Raw genomic sequence first — 17,633 nt, 5'->3', positions numbered from 1 at the left:
TGTTATCTCATGACAAGTTTGCGAGTTGGTGAACAGTTCTGCCTAATGCAACATGCCGACGCGGCGCTTATTCCGAATTCGTGACGCTCTGCAGGTGTCCTTCGGCCGAATCGGCGAACTCCGGAGTGTCGAACACTTCGCCGCCCAGCGGGTCGACGGCACGAGAATCTGCGGAGATGTCGACGACGCCGGTATCCGGGTTGATGTTGACCGCGTGCTGCGGGACTTCGTGGACTGCGACGAACATGTGGGTATCACTCGGATCAGTGGTGATTCCTGATTGCGACGGCGTCAGCCCGGCGAAGCTCGACGAGATGTTCAGGTCGCGCAATCGTTTGGTCGACGGTTGTGGCACGTCGACCGAGCTGTTGGTGGTCGAGATCCGCAAGTACCGCGGAGCCGCGGCAACCTCGTATCGGAACGCCTTGAGCATCGACAGGCACGCCAGCACCATGATGATCGAGAACGGAACCGCCGTCGCGATAGCCACGGTTTGCAGGGCGGTCAGTGATCCACTGCCGCCGACCAGAAGCAGAACAGCCGCGGCGGCGCCGGACAGGAAGGTCCAGTAGACCCGGGTGATCTTGGATGTCTCGAGATTGCCGCCCGTCGCGAGAATGTCGATGACGATCGAACCCGAGTCGGCCGACGTCACGAAGAAGAACACGATGACAACGATCGCGAGAACACTCGAGATAGTGCCGAGCGGAAGACCGTCGAGCAGCGTGAACAGCGACGTGTTGGTATCGACGGCGCCGGACGCGTCGAGCATGGTGCCCTCGTTGCGCTGACGCAGGATGCCGGAGTTGCCGAAGATCGTGAACCACAGCGAACCGACGAGTGTGGGCGCGAGCAGAACACCGAACACAAATTCACGGATGGTGCGTCCACGCGAAATGCGGGCGATGAACATGCCGACAAACGGCGCCCAACTCATCCACCATCCCCAGTAGAAGATCGTCCACGCGCCGGCCCAGCCGTCGTCGGCAAACGGTGAGGTGCGCAGCATCAGTTCCGGAAGGGCCTGAACGTAGCCGCCGAGGTTCTGCACCCAGGACTGCAGGAGGAACAGCGTGGGGCCGAGGATCAGCACGAACAGAGCCAGAACCGCGGCCAGGATCATGTTGATGTTGGAGAGCCACTTCAGTCCTTTGGTGACACCGGAGACCACGGAGAAAGTAGCCATACCGGTCACGATGACAATGATGGCGATGACCAACCAGTTGTCGGTCTCCACCCAGCCGAGGTAGTCGAGGCCGGCGGTAATCTGCTGAACACCGAATCCGAGCGAGGTCGCGACGCCGAACAGGGTGCCGACGATCGCAACGACGTCGATGGCGTGCCCGATCTTGCCCTCGATGCGGGCGCGTCCGAGTAGGGGTTCGAGGAGCCAGCGGATCGACAGCGGGCGACCCTTGCGGTAGGTCATGTACGCCAGTCCGAGGCCGACGACAACGTAGATTGCCCACGCGTGCAGGCCCCAGTGGAACATCGTCAGTTCCATGGCCTGATTTGCGGCCGCGTCGGTCGATCCTGCTACCCGGCCCGCGACCGGCGGGTCCACGTAGTGCGAAAGTGGTTCTGCCACTCCGTAAAACACCAGACCGATGCCCATGCCTGCACTGAAGAGCATGGCAAACCAGGACATCATGCCGAACTCGGGTTGTTCGTCGTCGCGGCCGAGTCTGATGTTGCCGATCCGGCTGATCGCGCAGTAGAGCGCAAAGACCACAAATCCGGTGGCAGACAGGATGTACCACCAGCCGACACCATCGGTGATGGCGTTGTTGAGGCTCTGGAAGGCGTCGGACGCAGTCCCGGAGTAGATCACAGCAAAGGCGATCAACCCGAAGATCACTATCGATGCCGGGACGAATACGGGTTTCCGTAGTCCCCTCCACGCGTTTTTGACCGCAGTCATCTCGCTCCTTCATACAGTTCAGCGTTCTTGTCGCACTCCGGCGACATCGTCGACGCGCTCAGCCCTCGTACGGCGGCCACAGGTCACGTAGGTGGGCATGCGCTCGCACCATCGCAGTAAAGACCGGGCTATTGCTTTGCAATTCAACGTAGCTGCGCAGTTCTGTCGACTCAAATGAATGAAAGATGGTGCAGTGTTGACGAATCTGCCGGTCTTGTTCGACTATCGATCTGTATTTTGTTGCTGTTTAAGGATTCTCGTAATCGTTTGCTCGAAATCTGTTCGAATCTCTCTGGAATACAAGGAATGAAGGGTCAATGCGAGATTCGGAACGAATCGTATTTGTCAAACTCGGTGAATGATTCTGTAGGTCAAGCGGTTATGGCCCGTGAATGCTCCTCGGAAGGTTGCGGTGCCACGGAGGCCGAAACGTTACCGTGATGGTGGTCACCACGAAGAGATGTCGGGCGATTTGTCGGAGTCGAGAGCGTGTTCTGCGTTGGGGTTGACAAGCCGGTTGACTCCTGCCATTCTCGTTTGCAGGTCACGAGTACCAGTGTTCAGCCCCGGCTTGCTGGTCGGCAACCCTCCTCCGCGGTGGGGTGCTCCGGGTGACGACCCGGCTGTATCCGAAAACGGATTCGGCAAGCGCGGACTCTTCCGGGGACATCACCCGAACGAATGAGTCCTTGAACGTGAGGATTGTCTTCGATGACTGCTGTTCTGAGTGCCGATACCTGCACCGCTCCCATTGCCAAGGTTTCTGGCGCCGACCTACAGGTTCCCCTCGTCCAGGGTGGCGAGTGTTCCTACGCGAACTTCGACTACGCAGCGAGCGCGCCCGCATTGGCCCAGGTCACCGACCGCATTGCAGAACTTCTTCCCACGTACGCCAGCGTTCACCGCGGTGCCGGATACGCCTCCCGGATCTCCACGCTGACCTACGAGAACGCTCGCGAATCGGTTGCTCGCTTCGTGAACTGCGCTGACGATCAGGTTGTCGTCTTCACCCGCAACACCACGGACTCGCTCAATCTTCTCGCTCAGTCCGTGCCCGGCAGCACCGTCGTTCTCGACGTCGAGCATCACGCAAACCTGTTGCCCTGGAACGACGCTCGCATCGTCACGGCCGCCGATACCGTCGAAGAGACCATCGAGCGCCTGATCGCGGAACTGTGCACCAAGCCCGCCGCGCTCCTCGCCATCACGGGAGCGTCCAACGTGACCGGCGAGATCCTGCCGATCGCACGCCTCGCGGACATTGCACACCGTTGTGGTGCACGCATCCTCGTCGACGCCGCTCAGTTGGCTCCCCATCGTCGTATCGATCTGCAGGAATGCGGAGTCGACTACCTCGCGTTCTCGGGTCACAAGCTGTACGCACCGTTCGGTGCCGGCGTCCTCGTCGGTCGCCGCGACTGGCTCGACGAGGCCAAGCCGTACCTTGCCGGTGGCGGCGCTGTCCGTGAGGTGACGCTGGAATCCACCGAGTGGGCCTGTGCTCCCGCCCGTCACGAGGCCGGTTCGCCCAACGTCCTCGGTGCTGCTGCAATCGCCGCAGCCTGCGACGCCCTGACCGCGCTCGACTTCGACGCCATCTCGGAGCACGAGAAGGCGCTCACCGCTCAGCTGACCGACGGACTGGCCGCCATCGCCGGCGTCAACTTGCTCCGGTTGTGGGCCGATGCTCCCGACGCCGTCGGAATCGTCACCTTCACGGTCGACGGCTACGAGGCCGGCGAGGTTGCCGCATTCCTCTCCGCAGAACACGGCATCGGCGTCCGCGACGGACGCTTCTGCGCGCACCCGCTGCTCTCGCGTCTCGGCCTGTCCGGCGGTGCCGTGCGCGCCAGCCTCGGATTGGGCAGCAGTTCCGACGACGTCACCCGCCTGATCAACGCCGTGAGCATCCTGGTTTCGAATCAGCGTGATTGGAACTACGAAAAGACCGCCGGTGCATGGAATCCCGTGCCCGAGACCCGCACTTTCCTTGGTGGCACCGCCGGCGACGCCGGCGCAGCCGAATGCGTCTGAGCCCACATCCGGATGCACTGATTGAAATAGGCAACTAACATGGCAGACATGACAACTGCGACGTTTGGAATGTGTACGAGCTGACGATCGTCTCGCGCTCACCCCTCCCTCCATACTTTCGGAGAAACACATGTCTTCTATCGCATCTCATTCCCTGCATGTAGCTGTTGAACTCACCGGATTCGGCCACCACCCCGCCGCCGAAGGAGCTCCCGGAAACCTTCCGCTCATCGGCGCGGATTACTGGGTGGATCTCACCGAAGGTGACACCCTTCTCGATCTGACGGCCTTCCCCGTCAATGTCATTCGTATCCGGGCCACCGACCTGCGCGACGCGCAGGCTCAGCGCGCCCAGATTCGTGCAGCGATCGCCGAGGACGGCCGCGATCCCGACTCTGTTGCAGTGTTGGTCGATCTCGAAGTTCTGATCGCTCCGGAAGCGCGGGCCGCGCGTAAAGAGTTGGCGCAGTTGGACAGTGCGCTGAACGTCCCGCGAGTCCCGGCGTCGCTGCATTACGTCGGTACGCCGTCCGGGCTCGGCAGTTTGATTGCCGATATTCGAGCTGCCGACGTCGCAGACGGTGTGACTTTGCTCCCGTTGTCGTTGCCTCGAACCCTCGAACATCTTGTCGGCGAAACCATTCCGTGGCTGCAGTCGCGGGGATTGGTGACTCCGGCCACCGCTGTCGACGAAGTTCTCGGTCGCTTCGGATTGCCCCAGCGTCAGCGCACTCTCGCGTCCTGATCACCGATTGCATCTGCGTACAGGTGGAACAGCGAGGGTAGTTGGTCGGCGCCGTCCACCTGCGCCAGAAGTGTCCAGCACTGCGCAGTGATCGACCGCGCTCTCTTGCCGATCCAGTTGGTGGGCAGTAGTTCCGGTGGCAGGAGCGGATCGGGTTCCATTGCTCGCGTGAATTCCGCGGCGAGTTCGACGGTCATCGTGACGGCGTCGGTGGCAGTGAAGGCTGAGGTGTTCCGCAGTTTTTGCAGGCGCGAGGTCGCCACGTTCAGTAGCTGATCGTATCCGGCCACGATCTGATCCAGCGGCCACAATTGTGCGGCAATCTTCGACGGGTCTTCGAGGGTGCCCACTTTCAGATCGCGAGTGGTAAGCGAAGACAGATACTGTTCGACGTCGAGTTGGGCGGCCGCATCGAGAACATAGGGTTCCCACGCGTGCGGCGAGACGTACAAGCCGCCCTGCACCAGGGCTCCACCGAGATAGGTCACCCTGGTGCGCAGTGCATCTCGCGCTTTCCGCGACGACTCCGGAATTGCGAATCCCACCACATGCCAGCGCCCATCCCACGGCGCCTCGGTGCCTCGATCTTGTTGAAAGGCGAGCCGAACGAACTCGACGTCGGGTTCCATCTCCCGCACGGCTTTCGCGGTTGCCCGCAGCGTGGCCTTGCGCCCACGCCCCTCCTGTGTGAACTTTCCCTCGGCGACCAACCGCTTGATGCACAGTCGAACCTGCTGGTCCGTCATGTCGAGGGCGCCGGCGGTGGCATACAGGGTGTGCCCGTCGACAGTTCCGTCTGCGCGCAGAAGTCCCTCGATCAGAATCCGCGTGGGTACGTCGACAGCTGTGTCGGTCATTGCCCGGCCCTTTCTTTTCTTATCGACATCTTCGCCCCTAACTGTACTATCCAATTAGAAACGATCGTTTGACATTCGTACGTTAGGGCGGGGAGATGGCGGTGCAATCGGTGAGCGAGAGGACGAACATCCCACGTTTACGCAGGTGGGTGATCACTTCTCTGGGGGTGGTCGTTCTACTGATCATTGGTCTGGTCGGCTGGACCCTGTACCAAAACACCTACGACATCCGTGAGGAAAAAGTGACGATCACCGGGGGATTGGTGCCGCTTCAGGGAGTCCTGGCACTTCCCGATCGCGGTGACGGTCCCTTCGGGCTCGTGGTTTTTGTCCACGGAGACGGACCGATCGATGCAACACACGAGACCTTCTACCGGCCGCTCTGGGAGTCGTTCGCGCAGGCAGGCTACGCGTCACTTTCGTGGGACAAACCGGGGGTCAACGGGGCGCCGGGCAATTGGCTGGATCAGAGCATGGATGATCGAGCCGCGGAGACAGAAGCGGCGATCGAGTGGGCGCGGGGACGCTCGGATATCGATCCGGCTCGCATCGGCCTGTGGGGTGCAAGTCAGGCAGGCTGGGTGATGCCCAAGGTGGTAAACCTCGATTCGGACATCGCGTTCGTCATTGCTGTGGGTCCCGCGATCAACTGGCTAGAGCAAGGTGAATTCAATACTCGTGCAGAGCTTTCCGAACGGAATGCGTCGGCCGACGAGTTCGGGAAGGCCCGGGCCGACCGAGCGAAGAATTTGGAACAGTTGGCCAGGGACGCGTCGTTCGACGATCTCGTGGTGTCAGGTGAGGCTGACGGTCTCACCGAAGATCGCTGGAACTTCATCCGGAAAAACTATCGGTCTGATGCCCGAGCCGATCTCGAAACCGTGGATGTTCCGGTGCTCTTGATTCTCGGCGGACATGACGTGAACGTCGACGTGGCAGATACGGAATCGGTGTATCGCGAATTGCTCGACTCACCAGGGCAATTGGTGGTCAAGAAGTACCCTGAAGCGACTCATTCGCTGGTGGAAAAGAACCTCGAAGACTCCGAACTGATGTCGACCCTGGTGGCCGTCCTTGCACCTCGTTCGCTCTTCGCGCCCGGGTATCTGGCGGACCAAACCGCATTCTTGGCGGGAATTCAGGGCTGAGTGAAGTGACGGACTGTGATGCCGTGCTCGTCGATCCGGACGGTTCCGTCCTCGTACATACGCTCAGATGACCATGTGGCAGTAGATGCGGTCGCCACGGTGCACTGCCCCGGTTGCCAGTTCGGCAAGCGCGGCGAGAAATGGCACCGATTCCTCGGAAGGCTCGACCGTCTCGTCGATTGCCCAAGCGCGAGCCGCTGCCATCACACCTTCGGCATCCAAACCGGCTAGTGCGTCCCGTAGTTCGTCGGCGACGGTCAGGACGTAGGCGTCGCCGTCGTCGTTGACGGCAACCAGCGATCCTCGCCTGGGTCCGGCTGTGATCTCGTCATATGCCTTGCCGGTGAGCACCGACTCGAGGCGGCTGAGCGAGACGATCGGGTCGACGCCCTTGGCTTGCACAGGGTCGATCGGCCCGTCGTCCAATGCGGTGGCTGCGGCGGCATCCGAGGGGGCTGCGAAGTAATCGGTGATGGCAGACATACGCCGCATATTCTCACATCTGTCTGACCGCCGGTGGGCCTGGAGATTAGGAAACCGTCGGCACCTGATGGTGTCGACGGCTTCGCAAGTGTCAGTGCCCGCCTTGCGCCTCTCGGCAAGTGGCCGCTCGAAGCGGCATTTCTGGGGTGGTACCCGGGGCAAAGAACCGAACACCGACAGCCAGTACAACGACCGGGTCCTGGAAGTTATTCCGCAGCCGTCACCTGCGGGTATTGATCATCCGAAGCGCAAAACGGAACAAGACCGCAGCGCCAAGGCCGACAGCGAGGCCCGCAAGAACGTCGGTGAGAAGGACTCCGATACCAACACCGAGGACCGTCGCGGCCGCGACGGCAAGGGCGACATCAGCGCGAGGAGCGGCTATCGCGAGGTCCTTTCCCGAGAATCGAACGAGTGCCGGTCCAGCGGAGCATGCCATAAATCCGTTCTCTGTGGGTGTGACGCGGCGGGCGAGGCCGACTCCGACTTCTCTGAGACAAACGCGAAGCGGGACGCAGTCCGAGTCGCGTAGGCGTCATTTGCTGTTTCGGCAAGGAACGTTGCACCAACCGTGGAGATTACTCATCCTGGAATGCATGAGCCCCGAACACCATGACCACGAACACCATGACCACGAACACCATGACCACGAACACCATGACCACGCACACCAGAACCACGACAACCACGCTGACGCGACCGAGAACCCGTATGCCAAGGCGGATGCCCAATTCTGGAACTCGCTGTATGAGGAACGCCCAGCACGGTGGAGCGGAAACCCCAACCCGCAGTTGATCGCCGAGGCTTCCGACCTCGCGCCGGGTACCGCACTCGACGTCGGCTGCGGCGAGGGCGCCGACGCTCTGTGGTTGGCACGCCGCGGGTGGAAGGTCACGGGCACGGATATTTCGTCGGTGGCGCTCAGTCGCGCTAAGGCCCACGTCGAGGGCTCTGGCGTTGATATCGAGTGGCTGGAAGCAGACCTGACCAAGTGGGATCCGCAGGGCCGTTCGTTTGATCTGGTGTCCGCGCAGTTCTTTCACATGCTCGAACCCGCACGCGGGGAACTGTTCCGAGCGCTCGGTGAACTGGTTGCGCCGGGTGGCCATCTGCTGATTGTCGGCCACTCGCCCCACGAGTCGCCGACGGAGCACCATCGGGCAATGCTGCACACGCCGGACTACGTGGAGTCGCTGTTCACGGATGGGTGGAAGGTGTTGGTCTCGGAGTCGCGGGAGCGCGATCTTCCCGCGAACCCCGAGATGCATCACACCACGGATACCGTTGTGCTGCTTCAGCGATTGAGTGCGAGTACCGACAGCAGCTCGTAAGCGACGTGAGCCGCTGCGATACCGGTGATCTCGGCGTGGTCGTATGCCGGCGCGACTTCGACGATGTCGGCGCCGACCACGTTGAGGCCCACCAAACCTCGCAGTGTGTTCAGCAATTCGCGCGACGTCATGCCGCCCGCTTCGGGTGTTCCGGTACCCGGAGCGTGGGCGGGATCGAGTACGTCGATGTCGACCGAGACATACACCGGGCCACCGTCGAGGCGCTTACGCATGCGATCGACGATGCTGGCGACGCCGTCGACCTCGTAGTCGTCGCTGCGAATCACCTGGAAGCCGAGCACTCGGTCGTCCTCGAGGTCCTTCTCGCTGTAGAGCGGTCCGCGGATGCCGATGTGCTGTGAGCGCTCCATGTCGATGAGGCCCTCTTCGCTGGCGCGGCGGAAAGGTGTTCCGTGCGTGAAGGGTTGGCCGAAATAGGTGTCCCACGTATCGAGGTGGGCATCGAAGTGCAGCACGGCGATGGGTCCGTGATCGCGTGCGAGTGATCGCAGGATCGGCAGCGCGATGGTGTGGTCGCCACCGAGTGTGAGCACCGAGGAGCCGTCGGCGCGCAGGTCGGTGACCGCGGATTGAATCGTCGTCAACGCTTCCTGGATGTCGAAGGGGTTGACGCCGATGTCGCCGAAGTCGGCAACCTGCTGGTTGGCGAAGGGGGAGACCTTCAAAGCCGGGTTGTACGGACGCAGCAACTTCGACGCAGCGCGGATGTGACCAGGGCCGAAGCGCGCGCCGGGACGGTAGCTGACCCCTGAGTCGAAGGGGATCCCCAGGATGGTCACGTCGGCGCGCGACACCTCGTCCAGACGCGGCAGGCGCGCAAAGGTGGTCGGTTCGGCGTATCGGGGGACTCGAGTCGCGTCGACTGGGCCGATGAATGATCCGGCGTCGTTGGTGGCCATGTGTGGGGTCCCTGCTTGTGAACGGCACATCGGTGATGTAGCTCTCTGTGCAAGTATGGTTTCTTCAAGAAGCCTATTTGTCAACTCTTGTTTCCTATAAGGGACAGATTGTGTTGAAGGAGTTACCGCGTGGTGAAGATGAAGGACAGCTCGGAGCCTGGTGGGCCGCAGATCGGGGCCAGGCTCAAGGCTGCCCGTCAGTCGAAGCGGTTGACCCTCGACGACCTGGCCGCTTCGTGCGGAGTGACCAAGGGATACCTGTCGAAACTCGAGCGCGATCACGTCAACGCGTCGGTGGCGACCCTGATCAAGGTGTGCGCTGCACTGGAGATCCCCGTCGGCTCGCTGTTCGAGAACGCGACAGCAGGTGAGGTGGTGCGCGCCGACGCTAGGCCACAGATCAGCTTTGGCGGCGAAAAGATGGCGGAATTCCTGCTCACGCCGTCGAATGAGCGTCGCATCCAGGTGCTGATGAGCGAAATCGAACCCGGTGGGGGAAGTGGGCGGGAGTACTACAGTCTGCCGGCCGATGTGAACTTCGTTCACGTCCTCGAAGGTGGTTTGCGGGTGTCGTTCGAGGGTGGGAGAACCGACCCGGAAAGTGAGTCCGTCGACGCGGAGGACGTGGTCCTCCAGGTGGGGGATTCGTTCACCTTTGCTCCGCGTCACAACCACAGTTTCTCGGCTGAGGGCACCGTGCAGGCCAAGGTTCTGTGGGTGTTGAATCCGGCTTTGCCTGAGGGTCCACGCGTTCCTGCCTGATATCCCAGGTTGATTTTTAGGAAACTCTAGTTGACAGATTGGTCGTTGCCGATCACCCTTTGTAGTCGTCCCCGTCGCATACTGACGTCACGGAACTTCTCGAGGAGCGCACGATGAAGGTCGATTCCCTCCGTGTCGGACTGTTTCAAGGCCCGCTCACGTCGAAAGATGCCATTGCGTCGGTGGAGTGCAATGTGGAGGCGATCGGGGCCGCAGCACGCGCAGTGGCGGCGTCGGGGGCATCCATCCTGGTGACGCCGGAGATGTCCGCAACGGGATACAACATCGCTGGACTGGTCGGAACGCGCGCGGAACCGGCGGACGGACCGATCTTCGATGCGATTGCGGCGGTCGCGGTCAGCACCGGAATCACCATTGTCTACGGCTATCCTGAACTCTCCGGCAGCGATGTCTACAACAGCGTGCAGGTAGTAGGGCGCAACGGCCTCTCGCTTGCCAACTACCGCAAGACGCATCTCTTCGGGGCGCTCGATCGTGAGAATTTTGTGCCAGGCGACACTTTGGTTATCGGATTCGATCTCGACGGAATCCGGTGTGGTCTGTTGATCTGTTACGACGTCGAATTCCCCGAAGCTGTTCGTGCCCATGCTGATGCCGGAACCCAGTGGTTGATCGTGCCCACCGGACTGATGGCTCCGTACGAACACATTGCACAGCAAGTTGTTCCGGCTCGTGCCTACGAGAACCAGATGTTTGTGACCTACGTCAATCGCTGTGGTTCGGAGTCCGAACTCACCTATTGCGGGTTGTCGTGTGCGATCGATCCGACCGGTAGGGAACTGGCCCGAGCGGGTGCCGCGCAGGAACTGATTCTTACCGATATCTCCGCCGCGGTTGTCACTCGATCACGTTCGCTCAATACACATCTCGATGATCGTCGACTCGATCTGTATCCCGACTATCGCTCCCAGCGAGAGGGCCGCCGATGACCGTTCCCGTAGCTCCGGACAGTTCCTCCGAGCCGGGGCCGTTGCCTCCGCTGACGATGTTCGGCCCCGACTTTCCCTTTGCCTACGACGATTACGTGGCCGACCCGGCTGGGTTGGGATCGGTGCCCGACGTCGCGTTCGGTACCGAAATCGCGGTGATCGGCGGCGGGCTTGCCGGCATGATCGCGGCGTACGAGCTGCTCAGAATCGGACTCAAACCGGTTGTCTACGAGGCAGATCAGATTGGCGGCCGAATGCGCTCGGTCGAATTCGACGGCTACCCGGGCGTAGTGGCGGAAATGGGTGCGATGCGATTCCCGCCGTCGTCGACAACGCTCTTCCACTACCTCGACGAGATGGCGCTAGAGACCCAGGAGTTCGCCAACCCGCTGGCGGAGGTGACCCCGAGTACCGTCATCGACCTCAAGGGCGAAAGCCACTATGCGCACACACTCGAGGATTTGCCGCCGATCTTCACCGAGGTCGCACAGGCGTGGGCACGCACTCTGGAAGACTACGCCGATTTGATTCCCATGCAGCAGGCAATTCGGGACCGCGATACCGCTGAGATCAAGCGGATCTGGAACGAGTTGGTGGTGCGATACGACGACCAGACGTTCTACGGATTCCTCGCCGCGTCGAAGCACTTCAAGTCCTTTCATATGCGGGAAGTGTTCGGGCAGGTAGGATTTGGTACCGGCGGCTGGGATACGGATTATCCCAATTCGATCCTCGAGATCCTTCGTGTGGTCATCACAGCAGCCGATGACGATCACCGTGGCATCGTCGGTGGATCGCAGCAGTTGCCGTTGCGGCTGTGGGACCGAACCCCCGCGCAGATGAGGCACTGGCCGGCAGGCACAACGGTTTCTTCGCTGAATGGCGGGAAAACGCGGCCCCGTGTCACTGAACTGCGACGTACCGAACCGTGTCGGTTCACGGTTGTCGATGCCGAGGGTTTCATCCGAACATATGCGAGTGCCATTGTGACTGTGCAGAGCTGGATGCTTCTCAACAACATCCGCTGCGCCGACGATCTGTTCCCGATCGATCACTGGACTGCGATCGAGCGAACCCATTACATGGGCTCGACCAAGGTATTTGTTCTTGTCGATCGTCCGTTCTGGAAAGACAAGGATCCCGAGACCGGTCGCGATTCGGTGTCTATGACACTGACCGACCGCATGAGTCGCGGCACGTACCTCCTCGATCAAGGGGAAGGGAAACCCGGCCTGATCTGTCTGTCGTACACGTGGTCGGATGATTCGTTGAAGTTGTTGGCGCTGAACGCTACCGAGCGCATGGAGATCATGTTGCGCTCCTTGGAAGAGATCTACCCCGGCGTCGATTTCCGTAGTCACATCATCTCCAGTCCGGTCACGCTGTCCTGGGAAACCGAACGCGACTTCATGGGTGCCTTCAAGGCAAATCTGCCCGGGCATTACCGGTACCAGGAGCGGCTGTTCTCGCACTTCGTGCAAAGTGACCTGGAACCGCGTCATCGCGGAATCTTCCTCGCGGGCGATGACATCTCCTGGACGGCGGGCTGGGCCGAGGGAGCGATCCAGACGGCGATCAACGCAGTGTGGGGCGTCGTCCACCATCTGGGCGGTTCTACGCCGTCCGGGAATCCTGGTCCTGGGGACGTCTTTGCGGATCTGGCGCCGATCCGGCTGGGTGACTGACCCGAGATTTGCAACTGCCGGATTGTCGTGTCCGGGGAGGGTTTGTACTCCTATCGGGCACGAACTTTATTCGGTGATGCACGTAACACTGGAAAGTGTTCGGATCCAATACTTTCCAGGAGGGTGTTCAATGGCGAGCACATCAACGGCAACCAAGTCAGAATTCGCGGACTCAGCGGATCCAGCGTTGGGACTGGTTGCCGAGTTGGCAGCAGCAGGGCAACGACTGGTATTTCGTCAGGGCGACGAACTGACCGGCGTGGTTCTGTGGCCGTCCGGAGAGCCCTCCCTCTCCGACCTGTGCGAGAACTTCGAATCCCTCGGACTTCGAGTGTCGACGCACCGCCCGCTTCCGACAGTTCTCGGATCGGCGCATCATTTCACCTTCGAGCCCTGCGCCTTCGACGGCGGTGCACTCGAGAAGATGGCCTCGGCTTTCGAAGCTGTTGTTGCCGGTAGGACCCGGATGGACAACTTCTCCAGCCTGATCGGCCGAGCCGACATCACGTGGCGTGACGCAGAGTTGCTGCGCGCGGCGTGCCGGTTCCTCGCGCAGGCACGCATCGGGCTGTCCGAAGGCTACATCGTGGGAGTACTGCAAGCGAAGCCCCTATTCGTTCGGGCGGCACTCGGACTGTTCACTGCGCGATTCGACCCGGCAGTGCCGAAGCGCAGTGTGGCGGTTGCCGCCGCGATCACCTTGATCGACGAGTTGGTCGACAGCGCAGACACTCTCGACGAAGATCGGGTTCTTCGCGGTGTTCGCTCGTTTCTCCAGGCAACATTGCGGACCAACTGGTACCTGCGCGACGGCGCCGGCAATCCGCTGTCGTATGCGTCGTTCAAGATCGACTCCCAGGTTCTGTCGACGCCGCAGAAAACCGTTCCGTTCCGCGAGATCTACGTCAGCGCACCCAACGTCGAGGGCGTTCACCTGCGTAGCTCGTCGGTGGCCCGTGGCGGCCTGCGATGGTCCGATCGCTTCGAGGACTTCCGCACCGAGGCCTTGAGCCTCATGAAAACCCAGAGTGTCAAGAACTCGCCCATCGTTCCGACCGGAGCCAAGGGCGCTTTTGTCGTGCGCGGAACATCCACGCCCACACCGGACCAGGTGCAGGAGTCGTACAGCACGTTCATTCGCGGACTGCTCGACGTGGTGGACAACATCGTCGACGGCTCGCCGGTACATCCGGCCGAAGTGATCGCCTACGACGGTGAAGACTCGTATCTTGTCGTGGCAGCGGACAAGGGAACCGCCCGGTTCTCCGACGTGGCGAACGGCATTGCGATCGAGCGTGGTTTCTGGCTGGGCGACGCCTTTGCGTCGGGTGGTTCGGCCGGCTACGACCACAAGGCCATGGGCATCACCGCCCGCGGCGCGTGGGTGGCTGTGCGACGCCATTTTGCCGAACGTGGTGTGGACGTCGACACTGATCCTTTCACCGTCGCGGGGATCGGCGACATGTCCGGCGACGTGTTCGGCAACGGAATGTTGCTCTCGCACAAGATTCGTCTGGTTGCGGCGTTCGACCACCGCCACATCTTCATCGACCCGAACCCGGACCTGGAGGCCACGTTCAGTGAACGCGCCCGCCTCTTCACCGTGCCGCGCTCGTCCTGGGACGACTTCGATCGCACCGTGATATCGAGCGGCGGCGGCGTGTGGCCGCGCAGCGCAAAGTCCATCAGTCTTCCGCGCGAGGCCCGCGACGCACTCGGAATCACCGAGGAGAAGCTCACCCCGCAGGAATTGATCCGGGCGATCCTGTGTGCGCCGGTCGACCTGTTGTGGAACGGGGGCGTTGGCACCTACGTGAAGGCGTCGGGCGAGAGCAACGTCGACGCGGCCGATCCGTCCAACGACGGTGTTCGTGTGAGTGCGGACGAATTGCGTGCCGGCGTGGTGGGGGAGGGCGGCAATCTCGGTTTCACACAGCGCGCGCGGATCGAATACTCTGCCGGCGGTGGACGAATCAACGCCGACTTCATCGACAATGCGGCCGGTGTTGCGACGTCGGACCGAGAGGTCAACATCAAGATCGCTCTTGCAGGGTTGGATTCCGGCTCACGAAATGCGCTTCTGGCGTCGGCCCAGGACGAGGTAGCCGCGTCGGTACTGAAGGCCAGCGAGGATCAAACCCTTGCCATCAGCCTGGCCGAGCATCGGGCACCGGCACTTCTCGACCAGCACGAGCGGCTGATCGAGAATCTGATTGCGGCGGGCGCCATGAAACGCGTCGAAGAATCGCTGCCGGATGCCAAGTCGCTTGCCGTGCGGGCCCGGGCAGGTCAGGGGCTTCTTCGCCCCGAACTTGCTGTGCTGGTTGCTCAGTCGAAGAATGTGCTGACTGCCGAGTTGGGTGCTTCCGAGGCCCCTGACAACAAGATCTTTGCCGACCGGCTGACGCAGTACTTCCCGCCGTCGGTGGTCGAGGCAGCGCCAGAGGCTGTGCAGGCGCACCGACTCGGACGCGACATCATCATCACTTCGGTGGTCGACGAACTGGTCAACCGCGTAGGGCCGGGTGTGCTGTTCCGGCTGGAAGAGCACTTGGGTGTGCGCAGCCCGGAAGCGTCGTTGGCGTATGCGGTGGTCAGTGAGGTGCTCGGCACCGAGGGTCTGCGCCGCGACATTCTGAACTCCGATCTTGATGCTGCCGAACAACTTCAGGCACTTGATCGACTGCAACAGTTGCTCGAGTCCGAAATGAGCTGGGTGCTGCGACGGCCAGGAGCGGCCGGACGGTTTGCGGTGAACCCGCGGGCAGACATCGATCGATGGTCGGGGCCGGTGCGCGAACTCACGGCGGGGCTGAACTCGAGCGAACGTATCGAGGTGTCCTTCGGAGCTCTGGCGTTGGCCGACCTTGCACTGCAGGAGAATACGTCGGTCCAGGCGGCTGCGACCGTCTACCGTGAGCTCGCTGCAGAGCTTGATCTGGGTGACGTACTCGGCGGCGTCGACGTTGCCGTCGGAGCTTCACACTGGGAGGTCATGGGCAGCGCTGCCGTTCATGCTCGATTGACGACGCGATTCGCGGATCTGGTATCAGGTGCTCTCGACGACGATCGCGACGGTGTGGTGCAGCGGTGGTCGAGCGCCAATCTCGATGCTGTGCACCGATTTACGACGTTGATGTCCAGTGTTCGCCGCAGCGGTTCGCTCGACACTGCGCGACTGTGCACCGTCGACGCGGAACTCGAACTGCTGATCCGCGGCACATCGTCGTTCTTGTCAGCGGCTCTCCCAAGCGAGTAGCGACAGCAGCAGTTCAGCTCTGACCCTGGCCTCGCCGAGGTCGCATCGCAAGAGTTCTTCGACGCGGGTGATGCGACCTCGGAGAGTGTGCCGGTGGATACCGAGTTCGGAAGCGGCAGATTCCCATTGGCCGTTGGCCTCGAGGTAGGCGCGGAGCGAGATCGCGAGGGCTGTTCCGTGTTTGTCGTCGTGTTCGGTCAGCACGGGAATCGTGTCGGCGGCCATGGCAACAAGCGCTTCTCTTGCGGGTTCGGACGCAAGAATCGTCGAACCCGTCAGTGCATCGAATTCGAGAATGCGCGCTGTAGCCGTTGTGAGGTTGGCTGCAGCGCGGGCTTGGACAAGTGCGCGCGAAGCGTCGAGGATTGGGTGCGGCGTGCTGATCCCGGCGCGAACAGCTTTGGATTCGCTCGGAGACAGCTGCGCCAGAAGCGCTTGTGCGGTGTCGACGGTATCGGTGCCACGAAGCAGCACGGTGAGTGCGGTGTTCTCCACTTGGGCAAAAAGAGGCCTTCCTGCGCGTGCAAGTGCGCTGTCCAGCTCGCGTAGAGCAGGTCCCAGCGCTGATCCTCGGATGTGGACGACGCGTACCAATCCGTTGGTGTCGCTCGCTTCGCCGAGATACGACGGCACGGAGTCTTCGGCGATTCGTCCGTCGAGTAGCAGTCCGAATGCCATCGAGTTCAGTTTGGATCGTTCGGCCCGCAGGCGCACTGGCTTCTCGAGTTCCAGGGTCAACAGTGAAACAGCATGTCCGAGAAGCACTCTGTCGATGTTGCTCAGTGGCCCCGAACCGGCCAGTGCAAGGTAGCCGTGCCAACTGTCGATCACGCCGACCGGGGAGAGCGTAAGCGTCCGCTCGGGGGTGCTCTGCGAAATCGATGCCGGTGCATTGGGATCGCGAGTGGTCGCGGCCACGGCACGCACCTCGGCGATCAGCGACTTCTGATTTGCGGGATGTACGGCGGTAATGCGGTCGCCGACAAACGCAACCGAAGTTTTTGTCGCCGTGGCCAGTTCGCGCACGATCGCGGAGACACCGCCGCGCAGCGCAACCCGGGTGATGCGCGTCTGTACTTCTGCCGCGCGCAGGACGGACTCGTACTCCTGCTGACTCAGCCGGGTCATCACCGCGCGGGTGACTGCCGCGAACGGGGTGGTGAACGGAACGTCGAGCAGGGGAAGTCCGCGACCGCGGGCAGCTGCGAGAAGTTCCGGCGGGACCTCTTTGTGAGAAAGTCCCGTTCCGAACCCCAGTGCTGACACTTCCGCCGACGCCAAACGGTCGACGTAGTCGGCAAAATCAGCGGCAGTAGCGCCCACGAATGCAAGCCCGGTAGTGAGCACCAGTTCCCCGCCCGAGAGCCACGGAGTGGGGTCCGTCAGCTCTGTGGCCTGTGCAAACGTGACCGGCTGAGTGGATGACGACGGGTCGGTCAGCAATGTCAGCGACAGGTGCTTCTGACGCAGTAGCCAGGAGATCGGAACGGTCACGAGTTCAAGGCTAGCGGGAGCTGCCGATATGGAGTAGGCCTGAG

The 17,633-nt window shown here is 61.7% G+C and carries 14 protein-coding genes and 1 riboswitch; of the genes, 8 read left to right on the top strand and 6 right to left on the bottom strand.

The features are described 5' to 3' along the window. Nucleotides 1-67 precede the first annotated feature (67 nt). Complete coding sequence (locus tag FEZ60_RS09435; protein WP_095888124.1) at nucleotides 68-1,921, bottom strand: BCCT family transporter; 1,854 nt, start codon at nucleotides 1,919-1,921, stop codon at nucleotides 68-70. A 542-nt stretch (nucleotides 1,922-2,463) separates the two neighbouring features. Continuing rightward, a riboswitch (SAM riboswitch) is annotated at nucleotides 2,464-2,578 on the top strand. A gap of 54 nt (nucleotides 2,579-2,632) precedes the next feature. Between FEZ60_RS09435 and FEZ60_RS09430 the strand changes: the two genes are divergently transcribed. Both FEZ60_RS09430 and FEZ60_RS09425 read left to right on the top strand, forming a co-directional pair. Then, nucleotides 2,633-3,955 (top strand): aminotransferase class V-fold PLP-dependent enzyme, encoded by a 1,323-nt coding sequence (locus tag FEZ60_RS09430; protein ID WP_033236282.1) that lies wholly within the window; start codon nucleotides 2,633-2,635, stop codon nucleotides 3,953-3,955. A gap of 130 nt (nucleotides 3,956-4,085) precedes the next feature. Continuing rightward, the gene (locus FEZ60_RS09425) at nucleotides 4,086-4,700 is read left to right on the top strand and encodes an LLM class flavin-dependent oxidoreductase (protein ID WP_092805979.1); all 615 of its coding nucleotides are present in this window, start codon (nucleotides 4,086-4,088) and stop codon (nucleotides 4,698-4,700) included. Here the strand turns inward: FEZ60_RS09425 and FEZ60_RS09420 are convergent. Continuing rightward, nucleotides 4,679-5,557: a PaaX family transcriptional regulator C-terminal domain-containing protein gene (locus FEZ60_RS09420; protein ID WP_141486601.1), complete on the bottom strand. Its 879-nt coding sequence runs from the start codon at nucleotides 5,555-5,557 to the stop codon at nucleotides 4,679-4,681. The two genes, FEZ60_RS09425 and FEZ60_RS09420, sit on opposite strands and share 22 nt — an antisense overlap. Before the next feature lie 95 nt (nucleotides 5,558-5,652). Here FEZ60_RS09420 and FEZ60_RS09415 point away from each other — a divergent pair, with 95 nt between their 5' ends. Further along, nucleotides 5,653-6,705 (top strand): alpha/beta hydrolase, encoded by a 1,053-nt coding sequence (locus FEZ60_RS09415; protein WP_172935961.1) that lies wholly within the window; start codon nucleotides 5,653-5,655, stop codon nucleotides 6,703-6,705. Nucleotides 6,706-6,768: 63 nt separating this feature from the next. Here the strand turns inward: FEZ60_RS09415 and FEZ60_RS09410 are convergent, their stop codons facing one another. Beyond that, entirely contained in the window at nucleotides 6,769-7,188 is a 420-nt protein-coding gene (locus FEZ60_RS09410) for a hypothetical protein (protein WP_172935960.1), read from the bottom strand. 220 nt (nucleotides 7,189-7,408) lie between these two features. Next, entirely contained in the window at nucleotides 7,409-7,627 is a 219-nt protein-coding gene (locus FEZ60_RS09405) for a hypothetical protein (protein WP_033236287.1), read from the bottom strand. 157 nt (nucleotides 7,628-7,784) lie between these two features. Here FEZ60_RS09405 and FEZ60_RS09400 point away from each other — a divergent pair, with 157 nt between their 5' ends. Continuing rightward, nucleotides 7,785-8,519: a class I SAM-dependent methyltransferase gene (locus FEZ60_RS09400; RefSeq protein WP_242484474.1), complete on the top strand. Its 735-nt coding sequence runs from the start codon at nucleotides 7,785-7,787 to the stop codon at nucleotides 8,517-8,519. Here the strand turns inward: FEZ60_RS09400 and speB are convergent. Continuing rightward, nucleotides 8,483-9,439, bottom strand: a complete 957-nt coding sequence (speB, locus tag FEZ60_RS09395; protein WP_172935958.1) for an agmatinase — start codon at nucleotides 9,437-9,439, stop codon at nucleotides 8,483-8,485. The genes FEZ60_RS09400 and speB overlap by 37 nt on opposite strands. Nucleotides 9,440-9,577: 138 nt before the next feature. On the opposite strand from speB, the gene FEZ60_RS09390 reads away from it, so the two are divergent. From FEZ60_RS09390 to FEZ60_RS09375, 4 genes are all read left to right on the top strand, one after another. Beyond that, on the top strand, nucleotides 9,578-10,201 hold the full coding sequence (locus FEZ60_RS09390; protein ID WP_092806789.1) for an XRE family transcriptional regulator: 624 nt from the start codon (nucleotides 9,578-9,580) through the stop codon (nucleotides 10,199-10,201). Nucleotides 10,202-10,314: 113 nt separating this feature from the next. Continuing rightward, nucleotides 10,315-11,151 (top strand): carbon-nitrogen hydrolase family protein, encoded by an 837-nt coding sequence (locus tag FEZ60_RS09385; RefSeq protein ID WP_172935957.1) that lies wholly within the window; start codon nucleotides 10,315-10,317, stop codon nucleotides 11,149-11,151. Next, nucleotides 11,148-12,836, top strand: coding sequence for an NAD(P)/FAD-dependent oxidoreductase (locus tag FEZ60_RS09380; protein WP_045068264.1), 1,689 nt, complete (start codon nucleotides 11,148-11,150; stop codon nucleotides 12,834-12,836). Before FEZ60_RS09385 ends, FEZ60_RS09380 begins: the two co-directional genes overlap by 4 nt. 130 nt (nucleotides 12,837-12,966) lie before the next feature. Then, entirely contained in the window at nucleotides 12,967-16,095 is a 3,129-nt protein-coding gene (locus FEZ60_RS09375; RefSeq protein WP_033236292.1) for an NAD-glutamate dehydrogenase domain-containing protein, read from the top strand. On the opposite strand, the gene FEZ60_RS09370 is transcribed toward FEZ60_RS09375, so the two are convergent. Then, nucleotides 16,072-17,589, bottom strand: a complete 1,518-nt coding sequence (locus FEZ60_RS09370) for a PucR family transcriptional regulator ligand-binding domain-containing protein (RefSeq protein ID WP_172935956.1) — start codon at nucleotides 17,587-17,589, stop codon at nucleotides 16,072-16,074. The two genes, FEZ60_RS09375 and FEZ60_RS09370, sit on opposite strands and share 24 nt — an antisense overlap. Nucleotides 17,590-17,633: the final 44 nt, after the last annotated feature.

This window comes from Rhodococcus sp. MS16, from assembly GCF_013277795.1.
In the GTDB taxonomy this organism is placed as follows: domain Bacteria; phylum Actinomycetota; class Actinomycetes; order Mycobacteriales; family Mycobacteriaceae; genus Rhodococcus_F; species Rhodococcus_F globerula.
The sequence above is the reverse complement of the archived record's forward strand: the minus strand, read 5'-3'. Positions and strand labels throughout refer to the sequence as shown.

What these genes read in the sequence shown, in the direction of transcription:
- FEZ60_RS09435 (WP_095888124.1), bottom strand. Translation starts at nt 1,921, where the DNA reads ATGACTGCGGTCAAAAACGCGTGGAGGGGACTACGGAAACCCGTATTC.
- FEZ60_RS09385 (WP_172935957.1), top strand. Translation starts at nt 10,315, where the DNA reads ATGAAGGTCGATTCCCTCCGTGTCGGACTGTTTCAAGGCCCGCTCACG.
- FEZ60_RS09380 (WP_045068264.1), top strand. Translation starts at nt 11,148, where the DNA reads ATGACCGTTCCCGTAGCTCCGGACAGTTCCTCCGAGCCGGGGCCGTTG.
- FEZ60_RS09410 (WP_172935960.1), bottom strand. Translation starts at nt 7,188, where the DNA reads ATGTCTGCCATCACCGATTACTTCGCAGCCCCCTCGGATGCCGCCGCA.
- FEZ60_RS09405 (WP_033236287.1), bottom strand. Translation starts at nt 7,627, where the DNA reads ATGGCATGCTCCGCTGGACCGGCACTCGTTCGATTCTCGGGAAAGGAC.
- FEZ60_RS09425 (WP_092805979.1), top strand. Translation starts at nt 4,086, where the DNA reads ATGTCTTCTATCGCATCTCATTCCCTGCATGTAGCTGTTGAACTCACC.
- FEZ60_RS09375 (WP_033236292.1), top strand. Translation starts at nt 12,967, where the DNA reads ATGGCGAGCACATCAACGGCAACCAAGTCAGAATTCGCGGACTCAGCG.
- FEZ60_RS09390 (WP_092806789.1), top strand. Translation starts at nt 9,578, where the DNA reads ATGAAGGACAGCTCGGAGCCTGGTGGGCCGCAGATCGGGGCCAGGCTC.
- FEZ60_RS09415 (WP_172935961.1), top strand. Translation starts at nt 5,653, where the DNA reads ATGGCGGTGCAATCGGTGAGCGAGAGGACGAACATCCCACGTTTACGC.
- FEZ60_RS09420 (WP_141486601.1), bottom strand. Translation starts at nt 5,557, where the DNA reads ATGACCGACACAGCTGTCGACGTACCCACGCGGATTCTGATCGAGGGA.
- speB (WP_172935958.1), bottom strand. Translation starts at nt 9,439, where the DNA reads ATGGCCACCAACGACGCCGGATCATTCATCGGCCCAGTCGACGCGACT.
- FEZ60_RS09400 (WP_242484474.1), top strand. Translation starts at nt 7,785, where the DNA reads ATGAGCCCCGAACACCATGACCACGAACACCATGACCACGAACACCAT.
- FEZ60_RS09430 (WP_033236282.1), top strand. Translation starts at nt 2,633, where the DNA reads ATGACTGCTGTTCTGAGTGCCGATACCTGCACCGCTCCCATTGCCAAG.